Source organism: Oscillibacter sp. UBA6647, assembly GCA_002455655.1.
Lineage (GTDB): Bacteria > Bacillota > Clostridia > Oscillospirales > Oscillospiraceae > Oscillibacter.
The window spans coordinates 90764-91316 of sequence record DKLF01000096.1 but is presented as its reverse complement, the minus strand read 5'-3'; the positions used below and the strand labels follow the sequence as shown (position 1 = coordinate 91316).

Annotated in this window: 2 pseudogenes; both read right to left on the bottom strand. The window is 58.8% G+C overall.

The features are described from left to right. Positions 1 to 243 (bottom strand): annotated as a pseudogene (locus tag B2W96_RS07145) (ABC transporter permease); the annotation flags it as partial. Between the two features lie 15 nt (positions 244 to 258). Further along, a pseudogene (locus B2W96_RS07140) lies at positions 259 to 553 on the bottom strand (heme ABC transporter ATP-binding protein); the annotation flags it as partial.

The following is a 553-nucleotide window of genomic DNA, read 5'->3' as shown; positions in this document are numbered from 1 at the left end:
AAGGTTAAACACGCCGCAGCGATAGGCAAAGCAGGCGCAAAGGCCTGTGAAGATCAGCGGCGTTGCCTTTACCAGCGTGGAGGCGATGTTGTTGGCTTTGCCGAAGGCGCCTTGAAAAAGGTATCCTACGGCGCTGATGGGATTGCTCCCCAGAGAGGCGATAATAATGGCGCCAATGAGGAAAGCCAGCAGCACGGAGGCCAGCGGCACCAGAATGCTCACCAGATTCTTTCTGATTTTCATAACGATCCCGCCCCCTTATTTGCCGGCCATGGCCAGGCCAATTTCCTCGATAGGAGGATTCTTGCCGGAGTAAACGCCCATAATCTGCCCCTCAAACATGACGATGATGCGGTCGGAAACCTCCAGCACCTCGTCAAAGTCCGCAGAGATCAGCAGCACGCCGCAGCCCCGGGCCCGTGCGTCGATCATAGAGTCATGCACATAGCGGGTAGCGCCGATGTCAAGGCCCCGGGTGGGGTGCACGGCCACCAGCAGGTCGGGATCGCCTTCCAGCTCCCGGGCCAGGATGACCTTTTGCTGGTTTCCGCCG